The sequence below is a fragment of the Cedecea neteri NBRC 105707 = ATCC 33855 genome (assembly GCF_001571265.1).
In the GTDB taxonomy this organism is placed as follows: domain Bacteria; phylum Pseudomonadota; class Gammaproteobacteria; order Enterobacterales; family Enterobacteriaceae; genus Cedecea; species Cedecea neteri.
The window spans coordinates 113,354-131,718 of the sequence record NZ_BCTL01000004.1 but is presented as its reverse complement, the minus strand read 5'-3'; the positions used below and the strand labels follow the sequence as shown (position 1 = coordinate 131,718).

Genomic DNA, 18,365 nt, shown 5'->3' with positions numbered 1-18,365 from the left:
CCCCACCTGTTCATAGAAACTATTTTTCACTACGAGAACTGACACCTGACACCTAAAGCCTGCCACAGTGACTTAACGCAAATGATTAATAAGTCTAATCAATAACGAGTTTTCCCCTCGTTATTCCGGCCATTGAACCGCCTTCACTCCGCTATTCTGACGTAAGTTCTTTACCTTTCGTTAACGATTGAGACGAATCTGAGAGACGCCACTTAGCCAGATGCCTACTATTTAACTCACGGTTATGAATCAACACGTTGATTTATAAACATCGAAATCCCCTGAGTGAAACAACGAATTGCTGTGTGTAGTCTTTGCCCATCTTGATGATGGGCTTTTTTTTATTCTGATTTCGCAAAGTGATTGATAAGCGCCCCATGCAGAACCAGCGGGGCAACGGTCAGGTGGCTCTGCCCTTCTACCAGCGTAAAATCAACCCGATGCGGCGCTTTGGCGATTAACGCGTTGGCCATTTCTCGGTTGCCGTCAACCATCGCTCTCTGCCCGCGATGTTTTAACAGTCCGGCGCGTTTTGCCTCAGGCAGTCTGGCTTCCTGGGGCTGCAGCGACTGCTCATATCCTCCGACCGAAATCGAGAGCTGTGTTTGCCCTTCGTCCGGTTGCCAGTTTTGCGCCATCTGCAGCAGATAACGATCGTTCCACCACACCGAAGGGCTCGAGGCGTAATAATGCTGGAAAGCGCCCGGCGAGGTCATAAACAGCCAGGTGGTAAACAGGCCGCCATACGAGTGACCAAAAAGCGCCTGCCGCTGCGGGTTGATTTTCCAGTGCTGTGCAACCCAGGGCCGGAGTTCAGCGTCAATAAACCGCCAGAACTTTTGCGCCTCGCCGGGTGTACCCGGCGGGTAAGTGCCGCCTGCAGGGTTAGGTTCCAGCGCGACTTTATCTACCGTTGGCCGGTAGTCTCGCTCCCGCCGGCTGTCTCCTGGGTAGTCGATAGCCACCACCACGCCCGGCGTTAACGGGCAACGCTCACAGGTCAGGCGCTGCATCAGCGACACCGCCCCGGGGAAGACGGACTCGCCGTCCAGAAGATAAATCACCGGCCAGCCTTCTGGCGGAGCTTTGCCTTCTGGCCAGGACACCATGATTTTATACTCACCGTTTGCCGGTGAATGCAGACTGTGTACCAGCGTATTCGCCAGCATGTAGGGCTTATCTTCGTTGACCGCTGCCCCTGATGGGGCAGCGAGTGCGATAAGCGCCATAAGCAGATAGCGCAAAGGTTCTCCTTACCAGCGATAGCTGACGGTGGCGGTTAAGGTACGGCCAATGCCGTAGAAACAGGCAGAATCCGACGCGCAGGACGCCACATATTTTGTGTCCGCCAGGTTATTGACGTTGAACTGCAAGGCAGCCCCTTTCAAATCAGGGCTCACTTCCCCCAGCTCGTAACGCAGCATGGCGTCATAGAGATCCACTGCCGCAACTTTAAAAGTATTTTTCGCATCGCCATAGCTGGTGCCGATGTAGCGCACCCCGACACCTGCCGTGAGATTTTTCAACCTGCCTTCAGGAATAGTGTAACTGCCCCACGCAGATGCCATATGCGTTGGAACACGCGCGGGCGTTTTCCCTTCGGTGCCAACCACGGTGGTGCTCACGGTTTCCGCATCCGTCCACGTATAAGAGCCTATCAGATTGAGGCTGTTAAACAGCGTGGAGTGAACCTCCGCTTCAAGCCCTTTGGAGCGGATCTCACCGGCGTTTTCGAACCAACCCAGCGCGCTGTTGTACGTGCCGACATTTGTCTGGCGAAGATCAAACAGCGCCAGCGTCATAAAAGTCTCTTTCAGCGGCTGATACTTCAGACCCACTTCGGTCTGCTTGCCCAGGCTTGGGTCGAACGGCGCAGCCCCTGGCGCGCGGTTGGTCTGCAGGTTTGGTTCAAACGAGGTGCTGTAGCTGATATACGGCGACAGGCCGAAATCAAAGGCGTAAAGCAGCCCCGTACGCCAGGTGAATTTGCTGTCATTCTGCTGCGTTGTTTTGCTTTTCAGCCCATCCGTTGTCCGTACTTCGGCCCAGTCATAACGCCCGGAGAGCAGCAGTTGCCAGTTATTCCAGCTGAGCTGATCCTGCAGGTATACGCCCGTCTGGTCGAGATTCTGCCGATCGTCGTTCACCGCGCTGAAAGTACTTTCGTCCACATTGAGGCCATACACCGGATTCGGCCAGTACAGGTCGTATTTCGCCCCGGTACCGCGGCTGAGCTGCTGCCTATCGTGGTTAGACTTGTAATCCAGGCCGCCCAACAGCGTATGCCCCAGCGCGCCGGTATCAAACTGCGCCTCAAGCTGGTTATCCACGCCAAACTCATCGGTATCTCGCGTTTCACGCTGCGCACGGCGCGAAAGTAACGTGTCGCTCTTCGAGGTGGAATACACGAGGTAGCGATACTTCTGTTTGATGCTGGCGTAACGGGCATTCTGGCGGAAGGTAAAGATATCGTTGAAGCCGTGCTCGAACTCATAGCCCAACATCGTTTGCTCACGCCACGACTGGTCATAATTGGGATCGCTAACGTTAAAGTCCAGCGGAATATACCCTGCGGCCGTTTTGGTCACCAGGCCAGCGGCAGGCAGAAAGTTACGATAGCCAGCCTTCGGGTCTTTCTGGTAGCTGGTCAACAAGGTAAAGCGCGTCTGCTCGTTGGGATACCAGGTCAGCGCCGGTGCAATCGCCATGCGCTGCTCTTTGTAATCAGCAACCTGGCTGTGCTGCGTCCGGGCTATCCCGTTTAAGCGGTAAAGCACCCGGTCGTCGTCGCTTAGCGAGCCGCCAAAATCAAAAGCGCCTTCGGCTAAATGCTGATTGCCTGAGCGGAACTGCACTTCATGTATTGCTTCCCTCGTCGGCCGCTTGCTGGTCATGCTGATAAGCCCGCCGGGGTTCACCTGGCCGAACAGCACGGACGCCGGGCCGCGCACCAGTTCTACCCGCTCAAGCAGCCACGGATCAAAAGTCCCGGTCTGGGAAGACGCCGTCGCGCCATAGCTCAGCCCGTCGAGATACTTCGGTACATAGCTGAAGCCGCGTACAAACACCTCGTCGTTGCGGTTCGAACTGCCCCGATACTCCGTCAGCACTCCGGCCGAATAGCGCAAGGCCTGCGACACGGAGGTGACATCCTGCGCGATCATTTGGTCGCGGGTGATCACCGACACCGACTGCGGCGTTTTGAGTAAATCAGCCGATGTTTTCGTCGCGGACAGCGTTTTGGTTGCCACCATTCCCTTAAGCGGCGCAGAAGGATCTTCGCTCACCGAGCCCGTCACAACCAGAGTCTCCTCGCTGCTCGGCCGTTCCTGCGCCTGAACGCCGTTTCCCATCCCCAGGGTACTGAGCCCCATCAGCCAAAGGCCGTGGGCTACCTTATTATTTTTAAAGTGCATGACCGTAACATCCCATGTGATTAGGTGAATTAAGTTCGCCTTTCTCTCCAGTTACGTTTTGTCGTAAAACGCAACGATTAGTAATGTTATTGCAAATCAATCTCATTTGCATTAGCGTGTATGCACTTTTTTATCAGGATTGATGAGCACAATGAGAGCCGCGTGGAGCGCATTAATGTTGGGACTCTGTTCAGCGTCGGCGGTGGCCGCGACCTGTACTTTTACCGGCAGCCAGGGTGAGCAGGATGGGAAGTTCGACGCCAGCGGCGAAATCTGCTTTGGCCTTCCGGCGCTGGGTGAAAATTACGCCAACGTCCGGTTGAGCGGCGTGACCGACGCCAGCCTGGTAGACAGCAAAGGCAGGCTCTGGCGCTCGCTGGTGGAAAACGGGCCGGTGGATGGCAAGCACAATCCACTTTTTGCCCTCCCCGTCGGCCAGCCTTCTACGCTGGTGCTGCGCGGTGAACCCGGCAGGCGCTGGCAGTTTCGCTGGCAGATTCGTGAGACGGTTCCACTCAAACGCAATGAAATGCAATCCCCGGAAAGTCCGGCACTGCTGGCGCTTGAGCAGGCCTTAAGCCACGGCGAAACCACCGAAGCGTTCTGGCAGGAAAGACGCGAACAGGGGACGCCGCTGGTCGAGCCCATCGATGCCAGCCGCAAGCGCGTAACGTTCCTGTGGCGCGGCGCTCACGGCAACGTGTTTGTGCTCGGCTCGCCGGCCGGCGACCATGACCCGATGTTCCGTCTCGGGCAGTCCGACGTTTGGTATCGCAGCTATGTGGTGCCGGCTGATACGCTTATGCAGTACAAACTTGCTCCCGACGTTCCTCTTGTGGAAGGCTCAGCCCGCGACCAGCGTCGGGCGATTCTGGTGTCGGCCCAGACCGATCCGCTTAATCCGCAGTTCAGCCCAGCCGGCAAGGGCGACCGCTGGAATCGTTTCTCACTTTTGGACCTGACCGCCCACCGCTATTTTACGCCGCAGGCAACCGCCGAGCCGATTCGGCAGGGTTCTCTGGTTCGTTATCAGGTAGAAAGTAAAAAGCTCAATAATCGCCGTGAAGTGACGGTTTACCGGCCGCGAGGCGGCCAGCCCGCGCGCTGGACGCTAATGCTGTTTGACGGCCGCATGTATCAGGATCGTTATCATCTCGCCAACGTACTGGATGGCCTGATAGCCCGTCATGCCCTGCCGCCGGTTAACGCCGTGTTTATCGACAGTCTGGACGGCGAACGCCGTGAAAAAGAGCTGCCGCCCAATCCCGATTTCGCCGATTTTATGGCTGAGGAGCTGGTGCCGTGGCTTAACCATCAAGGCATCAGCACCCCGGCACGGAAAACCATTGTGGCGGGCTCCAGCTACGGCGGCCTGGCTTCGGCCTGGGTTGCCCTGCGCCATCCCGAAGTGTTTGGCAACGTGCTGAGTTTGTCCGGCTCTTACTGGTGGGCACCCGAGGGCGAAATGCCCGGCTGGCTGACCCGGCAGTATCAACAGTCACCGCGTTTACCCGTTCGTTTTTGGCTGCAGGCAGGTCGCTTTGAAAGCAAAGGCGCAGACGGCGGCATTTACCGAAATACGCAACAGCTTGAAGCCGTGCTGCGTGGAAAGGGCTACGAAGTAAGCTTTAATCCCTGGTCGAGCGGGCATGATTACGCCGCCTGGTGCGAGGCCATTATTACCGGCATGAAGACGTTGATTACGCGGGGATGAGTGTCGGCCCGGTGCTCTGCCCCGAGTAACGCAGGCAGGCATCGGGCCGGATACCCTTCTCCTGTTAAGGAGAAGGGGTGAGCGTTATTTTTTCAGTTCGGCGAGGCTCAGCCAGGTCTGCACCACGGTGTCCGGGTTCAGGGACAGGCTGTCAATCCCCTCTTCCATCAGCCAGGCGGCAAAATCTTCGTGATCGGATGGCCCCTGACCGCAGATCCCCACATATTTGCCCTGTTTCTTCGCCGCTTTGATCGCCATCGACAGCAGCGCTTTCACCGCGTCGTTACGTTCGTCAAAGAGTTCGGAAACCACGCCAGAGTCGCGATCCAGGCCCAGCGCAAGCTGCGTCATATCGTTCGAGCCAATGGAGAAGCCGTCGAAGTATTGCAGGAACTCGTCCGCCAGCAGGGCGTTGGACGGGATTTCGCACATCATGATGATCTTCAGCCCGTTCTCACCGCGCTTCAGGCCCTGACGCTCCAGTTCCTCAACAACCGCTTTTGCCTGAGCGACGGTACGCACAAACGGCACCATCACTTCGACGTTGGTCAGGCCCATTTCGTTACGCACGCGCTTCATGGCCGCACATTCCAGCGCGAAGCAATCGCGGAAGCTGTCCGCCACATAACGACCGGCACCACGGAAGCCCAGCATTGGGTTCTCTTCTTCCGGCTCATAACGCTCGCCGCCCACGAGGTTGGCGTATTCGTTAGATTTGAAGTCGGAAAGACGCACGATAACGCGCTTCGGCCAGAACGCCGCGCCCAGCGTTGCGATCCCTTCGGTCAAACGGCCCACGTAGAACTCAACCGGATCGTCATAGCCTTTCATCATCGTGCGGATTTCAGCCTGCAGCGCGGGCTCCTGCTGATCGAACTCCAGCAGCGCGCGCGGGTGCACGCCAATCATACGGTTGATGATAAATTCCAGACGCGCCAGGCCAACGCCTTCGTTCGGCAGGCAGGCGAAGTCAAACGCCCGATCCGGGTTACCGACGTTCATCATGATTTTCAGCGGCAGATCCGGCATGGCGTCAACCGTGGAACTTTTCACGGTAAAATCGAGGATTTCAGCGTAAACGTAGCCGGTGTCGCCTTCGGCGCAGGATACGGTGACGTTCTGGCCGTCTTTCATGCGCTCGGTTGCGTCGCCGCAGCCCACAACGGCCGGGATGCCAAGCTCACGGGCGATGATTGCCGCGTGACAGGTGCGTCCACCGCGGTTGGTAACAATCGCCGCCGCTTTTTTCATGATCGGTTCCCAGTCAGGATCGGTCATGTCGGTGACCAGCACGTCGCCCGGCTGAATGCGGTTCATTTCGCTGATGTCGTGAATCACTTTTACCGGGCCTGCGCCGATGCGGTGACCAATCGCGCGGCCTTCCGCCACGATCTGCCCCTGAGCATGCAGCTGGTAGCGCTCCATGACCTGGCCCTGAGAACGCACGGTTTCCGGGCGAGCCTGAACGATAAACAGCTTGCCGGTGTGCCCGTCTTTAGCCCACTCGATATCCATCGGGCGGCCATAATGTTTTTCGATTTGTACCGCCTGCTTAGCCAGCTCCTGAATTTCTTCCTGGGTAATACAGAAACGGTCGCGGTCGGCTTCCGGCACGTCTTCAATCCGCACCTGTTTGCCGTGTTCCTGCGTCGGAGCGTACACCATGCGGATTTTTTTCGATCCCATGGTACGGCGAACGATGGCCGGATTACCCGCTGCAAGCGTTGGTTTGTGCACGTAGAATTCATCCGGGTTCACGGCACCCTGCACCACCATTTCACCCAGGCCCCACGCGGCGGTGATAAACACCACCTGATCGAAACCGGATTCGGTATCGATGGAGAACATGACCCCGGAAGAAGCCAGGTCGGAGCGCACCATGCGCTGTACGCCAGCAGAGAGCGCCACACCGCGATGGTCGTAGCCCTGATGCACGCGGTAGGAGATAGCGCGGTCGTTAAACAGCGAGGCGAAAACGTGTTTCACCGCCACCAGCACGGCATCATAGCCCTGCACGTTGAGGAAGGTTTCTTGTTGCCCGGCAAAGGAAGCATCCGGCATGTCTTCTGCGGTGGCGGAAGAGCGCACCGCAAAGGACGCTTCGGCATCATCGGCAGAGAGCGTTTGGTACGCTTCACGAATGGCATGCTCCAGCTCAGGCTGGAAAGGCGTGTCAATAATCCACTGGCGAATCTGCGCCCCGGCTTTCGCCAGTTCGCTCACATCGTCAATGTCGGTTTTATCCAGCAGCTCGTAAATACGCTGGTTCACGCCGCTCTGGTCGAGAAACAGGTTAAACGCCTCGGCGGTAGTGGCAAAACCGTTCGGGACGGAAACGCCCATACCCGAAAGATTGGTAATCATTTCACCCAGGGAGGCATTTTTGCCCCCGACCCTGTCTACATCATTCATGCCGAGTTGGTTATACCAAAGCACCAGCGATGACGAGCCGTTATTGGACATCGAAACAATCCTTTTTTAAATGAATGGGTACAAGAAACACCAGACTTCGTATTTAGCTTTGCATATTCTGAGGGGGGAATGAAACCAGTGAATCGTTCAAGCAAAATAAAATATGACATTTTCGGATAGATCCGCTCATTTCATAAACCATTGATTATCATATAATCCTCACAATGATAATGGGTATAGTATTGATTTGAATATATTTACGATGGTTTATTAAATTTAAAAACGCTATTTCACTTTTTAAATTAAGATTAGCGCTACTCGGAATCCCTTGTTTTACTTTATGCTTTAGGGAAACCGGTTCCCCGCTCAGGAATAAAAATGGATAATTTAGTCGATCGTCAGGTATTTTGTATTTCCGATGGCACCGCCATTACCGCTGAAGTACTTGGTCACGCGGTCATGTCACAATTCCCGGTATCTATCAACAGTATTACGCTGCCGTTTGTTGAAAATGAAAGCCGCGCAAAAGCGGTAAAAGAGCAGATTGACGCTATTTACCAGCAAACCGGGGTCCGTCCGCTGGTGTTTTATTCCATCGTTCTGCCCAATATCCGCGACATCATTATGCAGAGCGAAGGCTTCTGTCAGGACATCGTGCAGACGCTGGTCGCCCCGCTACAGCAGGAGCTGAAGCTGGATCCGACGCCCGTTGCCCACCGAACTCACGGGCTTAACCCCGGCAATCTGATGAAATATGACGCACGTATTGCCGCCATTGACTACACATTGGCGCACGATGACGGTATTTCGATGCGCAATCTCGATCAGGCGCAGGTGATTTTACTGGGCGTATCACGCTGTGGAAAAACCCCGACCAGCCTGTACCTCGCGATGCAGTTTGGCATTCGTGCCGCGAACTACCCTTTTATTGCCGATGACATGGACAACATTCAGCTCCCGGCGGTGCTTAAACCGCTGCAGCACAAGCTGTTTGGCCTGACCATCAATCCTGAGCGCCTGGCCGCCATCCGTGAGGAAAGACGCGAAAACAGCCGCTATGCTTCCCTGCGCCAGTGCCGTCTGGAGGTCGCCGAAGTCGAGGCGCTGTTCCGTAAAAACCAGATTCGCTACCTCAACAGTACCAACTATTCGGTGGAAGAAATGGCGACCAAAATTCTCGACATTATGGGACTGAATCGTCGCATGTACTAAGAAACTAGTACAAAAGACCAATCGTGTATGCTAGGGTGTACAGACTGCGGTGGGGCAATCCTTTCGCCAAAGCTGGCCAGATGTTGAAATCGGTCAGCTTTGGTTTATTGTGATCCCCATCACTTCCCGGTAAATCTGCCGCAGAGAAGACAAAATTTCTGAGACACCCAATGAACAAAACAGATGAATTGCGAACCGCGCGCATCGACAGCCTGGTCACACCGGCTGAATTAACCGATCGCTTCCCGGTTTCCGCTGACGTTGCGCAGCACGTAACCACCGCCCGCCGCAGGATAGAAAAGATCCTTACCGGGGAAGATAAGCGCCTGCTGGTTATCGTCGGCCCTTGCTCGATCCACGATCTTGATGCCGCGATGGACTACGCTCGCCGCCTCAAAACGCTGCGTGAAAAACATCAGGATCGCCTTGAGATCGTGATGCGCACCTACTTCGAAAAACCCCGCACCGTCGTTGGCTGGAAAGGGTTAATTTCCGACCCCGATCTGAACGGCAGCTACCGCATTAATTACGGTATCGAACAGGCTCGCCGCCTGCTGCTGCAGGTGAATGAGCTGGGCGTGCCCACCGCGACAGAATTCCTGGATATGGTGACCGGGCAGTATATCGCCGACCTGATTAGCTGGGGTGCGATTGGGGCGCGCACGACCGAAAGCCAGATCCACCGTGAGATGGCGTCCGCTCTCTCCTGCCCTGTCGGCTTTAAGAATGGTACGGACGGCAATACCCGCATTGCGGTGGACGCCATTCGCGCCGCGCGTGCCAGCCATATGTTCCTCTCCCCGGATAAACAAGGGCAGATGACGATTTACCAGACCAGCGGCAACCCTTATGGCCATATTATTATGCGCGGCGGCAAGCAGCCGAATTACCATGCGGAAGACATTGCTGCCGCCTGCGATACGCTAAGCGCATTCGATCTGCCTGAACATCTGGTGATTGATTTCAGCCACGGCAACTGCCAGAAACAGCACCGCCGTCAGCTGGACGTCTGCGAAGACGTTTGCACGCAAATTCGCAACGGCTCCAGGGCGATTGCCGGGATCATGGCGGAAAGCTTCCTGCAAGAAGGGACGCAGCAAATCGTCGCCGGCCAGCCGCTGACCTACGGCCAGTCGATCACCGATCCTTGCCTTAACTGGGAAGATACGGAAACCCTGGTCGCCATGCTGGCCCAGGCCATCGACAGACGCTTCTGATCCAACCTGCCGGCGGGGAACCCTATAACCCGCCGGATATCATAGCGTTACGCTTCACGACAACGCCCCCGCAGAGAAATTCCCTGATTCACACAATTATTACAAATAATGCTTGCTGCTGATTCGGCTTTTTCTGATAATGATTCTCATTGTTACACTGATTGTCATTTGTAAACAGAGTGAAGCGTATGGATAAACCATTCACCCCCGCCCGCCCGCAGCCTGCGACAGAGCCTCGCCAGGTTGACAGCAAAACGCTGCTCGGTGTCGATGGCCGCGTTGTTATCGTCCATGAAGGGCAGCAATATCTGTTACGCCAGACTCAGGCCGGGAAACTGATCCTGACCAAATAAATTAAACAAACCGTTCCCCAAATCAAAAAGGGGAAATTAGCCAGCCACCCAGGTCATCCCCAGGCAGCCAGCGCTTTCGTTATTCCTTATGGAGAGTTGCGCTATGCCTTGCACCAACACCGCAGGTTTTCGTCTGTCTGTACTGACCTTAGCCGTATTTACCGCCCTGCCCGCTTTCGCTAAAGACGAGCAAATGACGGTGGTTGCCACCGGTAACCAACGCAGCACCTTCGAAGCCCCAATGATGGTGAGCGTTATCGATGCGAATTCGCCGGAGAGCCAGACGTCCACCTCCGCCGCTGACATGCTGCGCAAAGTACCGGGGATCACCATCGACGGCACCGGACGTACAAACGGCCAGGACATCAACATGCGTGGCTACGACCGTCGCGGCGTGCTCACCCTGGTGGACGGCATTCGCCAGGGCACCGACACCGGCCACCTGAACAGCACTTTCCTCGATCCCGCGCTGATTAAACGTATTGAAGTGGTCCGTGGTCCTGCAGCCCTGCTGTACGGCAGCGGCGCGCTGGGCGGCGTAATCTCCTATGAAACCGCCGATGCGGCAGATCTGTTATTTGCAGGTCAAAATAGCGGCTACCGCGTATTCGGCACCGGCGGCACCGGCGACCACAGCATCGGCATGGGCGCCAGTGCCTTTGGCCGCACCGACAACCTGGACGGCGTTGTCGCCTGGTCCAGCCGCGATCGCGGTAATCTGCGCCAGAGCAACGGCGAAACTGCGCCTAATGACGAAAATATCGGCAACCTGCTGACCAAAGGCACCTGGTATATCGATTCCGCTCAGTCGCTGTCCGGCTCCCTGCGTTACTACAATAATAGTGCTCAGGAACCGAAAAACCCGCAGACGCCGGATGCCTCAGCGTCCAGCAACCCGATGACCAACCGTTCCACCATTCAGCGCGACGCGCAGCTGAAATATCACCTTGGCCCGCAGGACAACGACTGGCTGAACGCCACCGCAACGGCCTACTGGTCCGAAGTTCGCATTAACGCCGAAACGCCGAATCAAGGCAGCGAGTTCCGTAAACAGACAACCAAAGGCGGTAAGCTCGAAAACCGCAGCCGTCTGTTTACCGACAGCTTCGCGGCTAACCTGCTGACCTACGGCAGCGAATATTACCGTCAGGAGCAGGCGCCGGGTGGCCAGACAACCGGTTTCCCACAGGCGAAAATCAACTTTGGCTCCGGCTGGCTGCAGGATGAAATCACCCTGCGCGATCTGCCGATTTCAATTCTGGCCGGGACACGCTACGACAACTACAGCGGCAGCAGCCAGGGCTATAAAGACGTGGATGCCGATAAGTGGTCATCACGTGGGGCAGTTTCCGTCACCCCAACCGACTGGCTGATGCTGTTTGGTTCTTATGCGCAGGCATTCCGTGCGCCAACCATGGGCGAGATGTACAACGATTCCAAGCATTTCTCTATCGGCACTCGCTACACCAACTACTGGGTACCAAACCCGAATCTGCGCCCTGAAACCAACGAAACGCAGGAATACGGCTTCGGTCTGCGCTTCGACAATCTGGCGATGGCTAACGACGGCCTGGAGTTCAAAGCCAGCTACTTCGACACCAAAGCGAAAGATTACATCTCCACCACCGTGGACTTCGCCAAAGCGACCACCATGTCCTATAACGTGCCAAAAGCCAAAATTTGGGGCTGGGATGTGACCGCGAAGTACACCGCCGATCTGTTCAGCCTGGATACCGCCTATAACCGCACCCGCGGCAAAGATGAAGATACCGGCGAGTACATTTCCAGTCTGAACCCGGACACCGTCACCACCACCCTGGATATCCCTGTGTCCCACAGCGGTTTCTCCGTGGGCTGGGTCGGCACCTTCGCCGAGCGTTCCACCCACATCAGCAGCTCCTATGCACAGCAGCCGGGCTACGCGGTCAGCGATTTTTATGTCAGCTATAAAGGGCAGCAGCAGCTGCGCGGTTTAACCACCACGCTGGTGTTTGGCAACGCCTTCGATAAAGAGTACTGGTCACCGCAGGGTCTCCCGCAGGATGGCCGTAACGGTAAAATTTTCGTGAGCTATCAATGGTAAAGGAGTTATTCATGAGTCAGCGTTACGACAGCTGGATCCAGCTTAAGCAAGAACACCCGAAAAAATATGCCCGAGATATCGCCAAACTGATGCAAATCAGCGAAGCGGAACTGACCCATGCCCGTGTCGGGCATGACGCATGGCGCCTGAACGGCGATGTGAAAGAGATTTTCGCCGCGCTGGAAGCCGTGGGTGAAACGAAGTGCATCTGCCGTAACGAATATGCGGTTCACGAGCAGGTGGGTCGCTTTGAGAACCAACACCTGAACGGCCACGCCGGGCTAGTGCTGAACCCACGCGCGCTGGATCTGCGTCTGTTCCTGAACCAGTGGGCAAGCGTGTTCCACGTCCGTGAAGAGACGGCTCGCGGTGAACGCCAGAGCATCCAGTTCTTCGATCACCAGGGTGACGCACTGCTGAAGGTTTACACCACCGACAACACGGATGTTGAAGCCTGGAGCCAGGTGCTGACCCGCTTTATCCATACCGACAACCCGGCACTGGATATTAACGCCGTGGAAGAAGCGGTGATGACCCCAACCGTCGAAGCCGACAAAGTGGATGCTGAATGGCGCGCGATGACCGACGTGCACCAGTTCTTCCAGCTGCTGAAACGCCACCAGCTGACGCGTCAGCAGGCTTTCCGCCTGGTGAAAGACGATCTGGCCTGTCGCGTAGACAACGAAGCGCTGTCCCAACTGCTGAATCAGGCGAAAGAAGACGGTAACGAGATAATGATTTTCGTCGGCAACCGTGGCTGCGTGCAGATCTTCACCGGTGAAATCCGCAAGGTGGTGCCGATGGAGAACTGGGTCAACGTATTCAACCCGGAATTCACCCTGCACCTGATGGGTGACACCATTGCCGAGAGCTGGGTGACCCGCAAACCGACCGCCGACGGCCACGTTACCAGCCTCGAGCTGTTTGCCGCCGACGGCACGCAAATCGCACAGCTGTACGGCCAGCGCACCGAAGGCCAGCCGGAGCAAGACCAGTGGCGCACGCAGATTGAAGCGCTGATCGGCAAAGGGTTAGCGGCATGAAACGCCTGCTGCTCGCCATCCTCGCCCTGCCGTTAATGGCAGGTGCGGCCGAGCGCGTGGTAACCATCGGTGGCGACGTCACCGAGATTGCCTGGGCTCTGGGTGCGGGTCAGGATGTGGTGGCTCGTGATAGCACGAGCCTTCATCCCGATGCCGTGAAAAAGCTGCCGGATGTCGGCTACCTGCGCCAGCTTAACGCCGAAGGTATTCTGGCTATGCGCCCGACGCTGGTACTCGTCAGCGCGCAGGCTCAGCCCTCAATGGCATTGAAACAGGTTGAGTCCAGCAAGGTGAAGGTTGTTACCGTCCCGGCCGAAAATAGCCTGGACAGCATTGACGCCAAAGTGGCAGCCGTGGCTAACGCGCTGGGTAAAACGGCGGCAGGCGACAAGCTGCGTAAAGAGCTTCACGACCAGCTGGCAGCGATCCCCGCCAAACCGTTGGACAAAAAAGTGCTGTTCATTATGAGCCACGGCGGCATGACAGCTATGGCAGCCGGGCAGGAAACCGCCGCAGATGCGGCGATTCATGCTGCGGGCCTGGACAACGCCATGCAGGGCTTTAAGCGCTACCAGCCGCTGTCCCAGGAAGGCGTGATCGCCAGCAAACCTGACCTGATTCTGGTCACCACCGACGGGGTGAAAACTCTCGGCGGGGAAGACAACGTCTGGGCATTACCAGGACTTGCTCAGACGCCAGCAGGGAAAAATAAACAGCTGATGGTCGTCGATGATATGGCGCTGCTCGGCTTTGGGATTGATACCCCGCAGACGATCCTCGCCCTGCGCAAAAAAGCGGAGCAACTGCCGTGATACGCCGACCTTTGCCTCACCATGCCCTGTGTTTAATGGGGCTGGTTTTGCTGGCAATGGCGCTTATTGCCGCTAATCTCGGCGCAATGCGGCTGTCGGTGGCCGTATTGTGGCAGGCGCACGACACCACGTTGCGCGACATCTGGCTCAACATCCGCCTGCCCCGCGTGCTGCTGGCGGCGCTGATCGGCGGCGCTTTGGCGCTGTCGGGCTGCGTGATGCAGGGACTGTTCCGTAATCCGCTTGCCGACCCTGGTTTGCTTGGGATCAGCAGCGGGGCCGCGCTGGCGGTGGGTCTGTCTATTGTCATGCCGCTGGCTTTGCCGGCGGTTTTGGCACTTTACGTCCCTATGCTGGCGGCGTTTATCGGCAGCCTTGCGGTGACGCTGGCGATTTTCCTGCTTAGCCGCAAGGGCGCCAACAGTTTGTCTCGCCTGCTGCTGGTAGGCATCGCCATCAATGCGCTGTGTGGCGCGGCGGTTGGCGTGCTGTCGTGGATAAGCAACGACGCTCAACTGCGTCAGCTTTCTCTGTGGGGGATGGGGAGCCTGGGCCAGGCACAATGGTCAACGTTGCTCGCCACCGCTTCGCTTATTCTTCCCGCAAGTCTGGGTATCTGGCTGCTTTCAAAGCGCCTGAACCTGCTCCAGCTCGGCGATGAAGAGGCGCATTACCTGGGCGTGGATGTCAAAACAACCCAGCGCCATTTGCTGATCCTCAGCGCATTATTGGTTGCCGCCTCGGTGGCGATCAGCGGCGTTATCGGCTTCGTTGGCCTGGTCGTCCCGCATCTGGTTCGCATGTGGCTGGGGTCAGATCATCGCTGGCTGGTGCCCGGCTCCATGCTGGCGGGCGCTATGCTGCTGCTGGTAGCCGATACGCTGGCGCGAACGATTGTCGCGCCCGCAGAAATGCCGGTGGGCTTGCTGACCAGCCTGATTGGCGGCCCCTGGTTCCTGGCGATGATTTTCCGCAGCAAGGAGAGCGCGAGATGAATGACATTTTGTCCACGCACGATATTTCGCTGAAGCTAGGCCATCGTTATCTGATTGATAACGTCAATGTCAGCCTGAAGCCGGGCGAAGTGGTCGCGCTGATTGGCCCAAACGGCGCGGGCAAATCCACGCTGTTGCGGTTGTTAACCGGGTTTCAACAGCCTGACAGCGGGCACGTTGCGCTGGCGGGTCATGATTTGAATCAATGGTCCAACGAAGCGCTTTCCCGCAAACGGGCGGTGATGCGCCAGCAAAGTAGCATGGCGTTTAGCTGGACGGTAGAAGACGTCATTGCTATGGGCCGGGCGCCCTGGCCGCAGGCGTCAACGGCCAGCGTGGTGGCGGAAGTCATGGCCCTAACCGGCTGTGATGACCTGAGCGGCAGAGATTTTTGTCGCCTGTCCGGCGGGGAGCAGCAGCGGGTGCAGCTTGCCCGAGCGCTGGCACAGCTCTGGTGCGACGGGCAGCCTCACGGCTGGCTGTTTCTGGATGAGCCAACGTCAGCGCTGGATCTCTACCACCAGCAGCACGTGCTGCGCCTGTTGAGGCGTCTGGCACAAATGGGGACGCTGTCAGTTTGCGTTGTACTGCACGATTTAAATCTGGCCGCGCTGTGGGCCGATCGTATCGTGCTGCTGCATAAAGGCAGACTGGTCGCGGACGGGACGCCCGATGAAGTGCTGGAAGAGCAAACCTTGCAGCGCTGGTATCAGGCGGACCTACGGGTATTCCGGCATCCGGAACACCCGGTTCCTCAGGTAGGACTGCGCCAGTAATCAGCTGGAACAGCTGACTTCCAGCCGTTTTCCCCAGTCAGGTGGGCGCTGCGTCATATCGTCTTCGCGATCGGAGAACGGCTGGAGCAGCGCTTCGTGGAGCTTCGCCAGTTCACGAGTATCGCCCTGCTCCGCGGCCTCGATTGCCCGTTGCGCCAGCCAGTTGCGTAATACCAGCGCCGGGTTCACCGCCTGCATTTTCTGCTGGCGTTCTGCATCACTCACCTGCTCGACCTGAAGCCTTTCGCGATAACGTCCAAACCAGGCGTCAAAACTTGCCCGGTCGATAAACTCATCGCGCAGCGGCGACGCCGCGCTGAGCTGTTCCGTCATACTCAGCATACGGAAAGTACGGGTGTAATCGCTCCCCTCTTTGCTCATCAAAGCAAACAGTTCACTCAGGATTTGGTTGTCGGCCTGCTGTTCGGTGCAGAGCCCCAGTTTGGCCCGCATCCGCTGGCCAAAAGCACGCATAATAGCCGGCTGGTAGCCGTCGAGAATAGCGTTCAGCTTATCGGCGGTAATAAACGGGGAGAGCGTCTGCGCGAGGCGCTGAAGGTTCCAAAGCCCTACCGCTGGCTGGTTGTCGAACGCATAGCGGCCCTGATAGTCGGAATGGTTGCAGATAAATTCTGGCTGGTAATCGTCGAGGAAGCCATACGGGCCGTAGTCCATGGTCAGGCCAAGAATCGACATGTTATCCGTGTTCATTACCCCGTGCGCAAACCCCACGGTTTGCCAGCTGGCAATTAACGCTGCCGTACGAGCCACGACGTCGCTGAACCACAGCTCATAGCGTTCTTCAAGCCCCTGCAAATGCGGCCAGTGGTGACGAATGGCGTAATCGGCAAGCTGCTGGACTTTTTCCGGCTCGCGGCGATAGTAGAAATGCTCAAAATGCCCGAAACGCAGATGGCTTTCGGACACCCGTAACAGCATAGCGCCCTGCTCAACCGTTTCACGCTGTACCGGCGTATCGCTGGTAACTATCGTTAATGCGCGCGTCGTCGGGATGCCTAAAGCATGCATCGCTTCGCTGGCGAGAAATTCCCGGATAGTGGAGCGCAGCACGGCCCGGCCATCGCCCATGCGCGAGTATGGCGTTAAGCCCGCGCCTTTCAGGTGCCAGTCAACTTTGCGTCCGTCCGCCAGCTGCTGCTCTCCCAGCAAAATACCGCGCCCATCCCCCAGTTGCCCGGCCCAGACGCCGAACTGGTGGCCACTGTAAACCTGGGCGAGTGGCTGCATGCCGGGCAGTAGCGTTTCGCCACTCCAGACACCCTGCTGCGGCGCTGCAAAAAACGAGGCGTTAATCCCCAGATCGTCAGCCAGCGGCCGGCTGTGATAAAGCAGCCGGGCATTTTTCAGCGGCGTTGGGGTTAATTCGCTGTAGAAACCCGGCAGTTCATCGTGCCAGGTATTCAGAAAAGCTAAAGTATTGGTCATGGTTCCTCCGCGCGACAGTGTAGCCCCAGTCATGCATTTTAAACACGGTGGCGCAGCAGGGGCTTTAGTGAACCAGACCTTCATGAGGCGGGAAAAGTGATGACAGTTCCTCCGGCGGCACTAGCGGCCACAGTTTGCCCTGCATCGCGGCAAAGCCCAGCGCCTGCACTTTTTGCCGCGCGCTGGCCGAGTCTATTCCCGCTACCAGCAACGATTCACAAAACGGAGAAACCTGCCCAATGATGGCCAGCATAAAAGGCGTAAAGGTGCGGCCCGACAGCAGTTTTTGAATAAAAAAACGGTCCATAATAACGCGCCTGAACAGGCCGTCGAACACCGGTTTGGTAGTGGCATCGCCGGCACCAAAGTCTGCCAGCACCAGCGGAAAACGTTCCATCATCCAGGCCAGCCTTAAATTAGTTTTGCCGCTATTTAAATCAGAAAAACTTTCGCTGAGGGTTAACTCAATAAACGGCAAAGCCTTTAAGCGAATATATAAATCCTGGTTATTAATTAACGCATCAATAATAATTTCATTAATATGAATCCAGACGACAAGCTGCCGGGTGATAAAGAAACCCTGATGTTCTTCTATTACCGCTAATTTCTCCCTGAACAACTCAAGGTGCTGCTCGGGGGCAAGATGAGGGATTAACAGCTCGGTTGGAATACGTACGGGTGCGTCAGCCCCGACGAAGTTTGCGACGATTTCGACCCCCATAATACTGTCATCCGGCCGTACGACCGGGCGGCAATAGAGATGAGAACAATAAACACTATCAAGTGAAACAATCATTTTGCCAGCCCTGTGGATTTCTGGTTGGACGGCAGAGAGATACAGCGGCAATCCGAAAATAGTCGGATAGCTGCTATCGCTGTGAATTTC

At 56.7% G+C, this 18,365-nt stretch carries 14 protein-coding genes and 1 other RNA gene; 10 read left to right on the top strand and 5 right to left on the bottom strand.

The window, feature by feature from the left end:
* Nucleotides 1-238 precede the first annotated feature (238 nt).
* An RNA gene (gene rprA, locus CNE01S_RS02480) (antisense sRNA RprA) lies at nucleotides 239-345 on the top strand.
* Here the strand turns inward: rprA and CNE01S_RS02475 are convergent.
* Nucleotides 342-1,244: an alpha/beta hydrolase gene (locus CNE01S_RS02475; RefSeq protein WP_061273066.1), complete on the bottom strand. Its 903-nt coding sequence runs from the start codon at nucleotides 1,242-1,244 to the stop codon at nucleotides 342-344. The genes rprA and CNE01S_RS02475 overlap by 4 nt on opposite strands.
* 9 nt (nucleotides 1,245-1,253) lie before the next feature.
* Nucleotides 1,254-3,416 (bottom strand): TonB-dependent siderophore receptor, encoded by a 2,163-nt coding sequence (locus CNE01S_RS02470; RefSeq protein ID WP_072279083.1) that lies wholly within the window; start codon nucleotides 3,414-3,416, stop codon nucleotides 1,254-1,256.
* A gap of 151 nt (nucleotides 3,417-3,567) precedes the next feature.
* Between CNE01S_RS02470 and CNE01S_RS02465 the strand changes: the two genes are divergently transcribed.
* Nucleotides 3,568-5,130, top strand: coding sequence for an alpha/beta hydrolase-fold protein (locus CNE01S_RS02465; protein WP_061273064.1), 1,563 nt, complete (start codon nucleotides 3,568-3,570; stop codon nucleotides 5,128-5,130).
* A gap of 84 nt (nucleotides 5,131-5,214) precedes the next feature.
* Here the strand turns inward: CNE01S_RS02465 and ppsA are convergent, their stop codons facing one another.
* Nucleotides 5,215-7,593 carry a phosphoenolpyruvate synthase gene (gene ppsA, locus CNE01S_RS02460; protein ID WP_061273061.1) on the bottom strand — a complete coding sequence of 793 codons (2,379 nt, stop codon included), beginning with the start codon at nucleotides 7,591-7,593 and terminating at the stop codon, nucleotides 5,215-5,217.
* Nucleotides 7,594-7,920: 327 nt separating this feature from the next.
* On the opposite strand from ppsA, the gene ppsR reads away from it, so the two are divergent.
* From ppsR to CNE01S_RS02420, 8 genes are all read left to right on the top strand, one after another.
* On the top strand, nucleotides 7,921-8,754 hold the full coding sequence (gene ppsR / locus CNE01S_RS02455) for a posphoenolpyruvate synthetase regulatory kinase/phosphorylase PpsR (protein ID WP_061273059.1): 834 nt from the start codon (nucleotides 7,921-7,923) through the stop codon (nucleotides 8,752-8,754).
* Between the two features lie 170 nt (nucleotides 8,755-8,924).
* The gene (gene aroH / locus CNE01S_RS02450) at nucleotides 8,925-9,971 is read left to right on the top strand and encodes a 3-deoxy-7-phosphoheptulonate synthase AroH (protein ID WP_061273057.1); all 1,047 of its coding nucleotides are present in this window, start codon (nucleotides 8,925-8,927) and stop codon (nucleotides 9,969-9,971) included.
* A 188-nt stretch (nucleotides 9,972-10,159) separates the two neighbouring features.
* The gene (hemP, locus tag CNE01S_RS02445; RefSeq protein ID WP_061273056.1) at nucleotides 10,160-10,324 is read left to right on the top strand and encodes a hemin uptake protein HemP; all 165 of its coding nucleotides are present in this window, start codon (nucleotides 10,160-10,162) and stop codon (nucleotides 10,322-10,324) included.
* A 103-nt stretch (nucleotides 10,325-10,427) separates the two neighbouring features.
* Nucleotides 10,428-12,407, top strand: a complete 1,980-nt coding sequence (locus CNE01S_RS02440; protein WP_061273054.1) for a TonB-dependent hemoglobin/transferrin/lactoferrin family receptor — start codon at nucleotides 10,428-10,430, stop codon at nucleotides 12,405-12,407.
* Between the two features lie 11 nt (nucleotides 12,408-12,418).
* Nucleotides 12,419-13,450: a hemin-degrading factor gene (locus tag CNE01S_RS02435; RefSeq protein ID WP_061273051.1), complete on the top strand. Its 1,032-nt coding sequence runs from the start codon at nucleotides 12,419-12,421 to the stop codon at nucleotides 13,448-13,450.
* Complete coding sequence (locus tag CNE01S_RS02430; protein ID WP_061273047.1) at nucleotides 13,447-14,262, top strand: heme/hemin ABC transporter substrate-binding protein; 816 nt, start codon at nucleotides 13,447-13,449, stop codon at nucleotides 14,260-14,262. Before CNE01S_RS02435 ends, CNE01S_RS02430 begins: the two co-directional genes overlap by 4 nt.
* A gap of 35 nt (nucleotides 14,263-14,297) precedes the next feature.
* Nucleotides 14,298-15,257 carry a FecCD family ABC transporter permease gene (locus CNE01S_RS02425; RefSeq protein ID WP_061273044.1) on the top strand — a complete coding sequence of 320 codons (960 nt, stop codon included), beginning with the start codon at nucleotides 14,298-14,300 and terminating at the stop codon, nucleotides 15,255-15,257.
* Nucleotides 15,254-16,033: a heme ABC transporter ATP-binding protein gene (locus tag CNE01S_RS02420; protein WP_061273042.1), complete on the top strand. Its 780-nt coding sequence runs from the start codon at nucleotides 15,254-15,256 to the stop codon at nucleotides 16,031-16,033. Before CNE01S_RS02425 ends, CNE01S_RS02420 begins: the two co-directional genes overlap by 4 nt.
* Here the strand turns inward: CNE01S_RS02420 and selO are convergent, their stop codons facing one another.
* Together selO and CNE01S_RS02410 are read right to left on the bottom strand one after the other, a co-directional pair.
* Nucleotides 16,034-17,479 (bottom strand): protein adenylyltransferase SelO, encoded by a 1,446-nt coding sequence (selO, locus tag CNE01S_RS02415; protein ID WP_061273039.1) that lies wholly within the window; start codon nucleotides 17,477-17,479, stop codon nucleotides 16,034-16,036. It abuts the gene before it with no gap.
* A 64-nt stretch (nucleotides 17,480-17,543) separates the two neighbouring features.
* Nucleotides 17,544-18,200 carry an EAL domain-containing protein gene (locus tag CNE01S_RS02410; RefSeq protein ID WP_061273036.1) on the bottom strand — a complete coding sequence of 219 codons (657 nt, stop codon included), beginning with the start codon at nucleotides 18,198-18,200 and terminating at the stop codon, nucleotides 17,544-17,546.
* Nucleotides 18,201-18,365: the final 165 nt, after the last annotated feature.

Bases quoted from the DNA above. Each gene is read 5' to 3' on its own strand.
- CNE01S_RS02470 (WP_072279083.1), bottom strand. From the start codon at position 3,416: ATGCACTTTAAAAATAATAAGGTAGCCCACGGCCTTTGGCTGATGGGG.
- CNE01S_RS02465 (WP_061273064.1), top strand. From the start codon at position 3,568: ATGAGAGCCGCGTGGAGCGCATTAATGTTGGGACTCTGTTCAGCGTCG.
- ppsA (WP_061273061.1), bottom strand. From the start codon at position 7,593: ATGTCCAATAACGGCTCGTCATCGCTGGTGCTTTGGTATAACCAACTC.
- ppsR (WP_061273059.1), top strand. From the start codon at position 7,921: ATGGATAATTTAGTCGATCGTCAGGTATTTTGTATTTCCGATGGCACC.
- aroH (WP_061273057.1), top strand. From the start codon at position 8,925: ATGAACAAAACAGATGAATTGCGAACCGCGCGCATCGACAGCCTGGTC.
- hemP (WP_061273056.1), top strand. From the start codon at position 10,160: ATGGATAAACCATTCACCCCCGCCCGCCCGCAGCCTGCGACAGAGCCT.
- CNE01S_RS02440 (WP_061273054.1), top strand. From the start codon at position 10,428: ATGCCTTGCACCAACACCGCAGGTTTTCGTCTGTCTGTACTGACCTTA.
- CNE01S_RS02435 (WP_061273051.1), top strand. From the start codon at position 12,419: ATGAGTCAGCGTTACGACAGCTGGATCCAGCTTAAGCAAGAACACCCG.
- CNE01S_RS02430 (WP_061273047.1), top strand. From the start codon at position 13,447: ATGAAACGCCTGCTGCTCGCCATCCTCGCCCTGCCGTTAATGGCAGGT.
- CNE01S_RS02425 (WP_061273044.1), top strand. From the start codon at position 14,298: ATGGGGCTGGTTTTGCTGGCAATGGCGCTTATTGCCGCTAATCTCGGC.
- CNE01S_RS02420 (WP_061273042.1), top strand. From the start codon at position 15,254: ATGAATGACATTTTGTCCACGCACGATATTTCGCTGAAGCTAGGCCAT.
- selO (WP_061273039.1), bottom strand. From the start codon at position 17,479: ATGACCAATACTTTAGCTTTTCTGAATACCTGGCACGATGAACTGCCG.
- CNE01S_RS02410 (WP_061273036.1), bottom strand. From the start codon at position 18,200: ATGGGGGTCGAAATCGTCGCAAACTTCGTCGGGGCTGACGCACCCGTA.